1 pseudogene is annotated in these 496 nt (G+C 67.3%); it reads right to left on the reverse strand.

Annotated elements, in window-relative coordinates:
• Positions 1 to 496, reverse strand: a pseudogene (locus IO33_RS45350) (RNA-guided endonuclease TnpB family protein); the annotation flags it as partial.

Consider the following 496-nt stretch of genomic DNA (forward strand, 5'->3'; position numbering starts at 1 on the left):
GCGTCTCCGCCCGTGCGGCGGCGACGATACGGCGTCCTTCGAAGAGGACGTTGCGGGCTGCGTTGTGGTCGCGGTCGTGCACCGTGCCGCACTGAGCACACGCCCATTCACGGACGTGGAGAGGCTTCGGGCCGTCCCGGAATCCGCAGGCTGAGCAGACCTGAGAGGAGGGGAAGGCCCGGTCTCCACCTTGGCGAAGGTACGGCCGTGCTTGACCGCCTTGTACTCCAGCATGCCGACGAACGCGGACCATCCCGCGTCGTGCACGGACTTGGCGAGACGGGTGCGTCCGAGACCGGACACCGCGAGGTCTTCCACATACACCGCTTGGTTGTCGCGGATGATCTGTGTGGATACCTTGTGGTGCCCGTCCCGGCGCCGGTCCGCCACCGTGGCGTGCTGGCGTGCGACCTTGATGCGGGCCTTGGCCCGGTTCTTCGATCCCTTGGCCTTGCGGGACAGCTCCCGCTGAAGGCGCTTGAGCTTCTTCTCGGCC

Origin of the sequence: Streptomyces durhamensis, assembly GCF_000725475.1 — a bacterium.
Taxonomy (GTDB): Bacteria; Actinomycetota; Actinomycetes; order Streptomycetales; family Streptomycetaceae; genus Streptomyces; species Streptomyces filipinensis.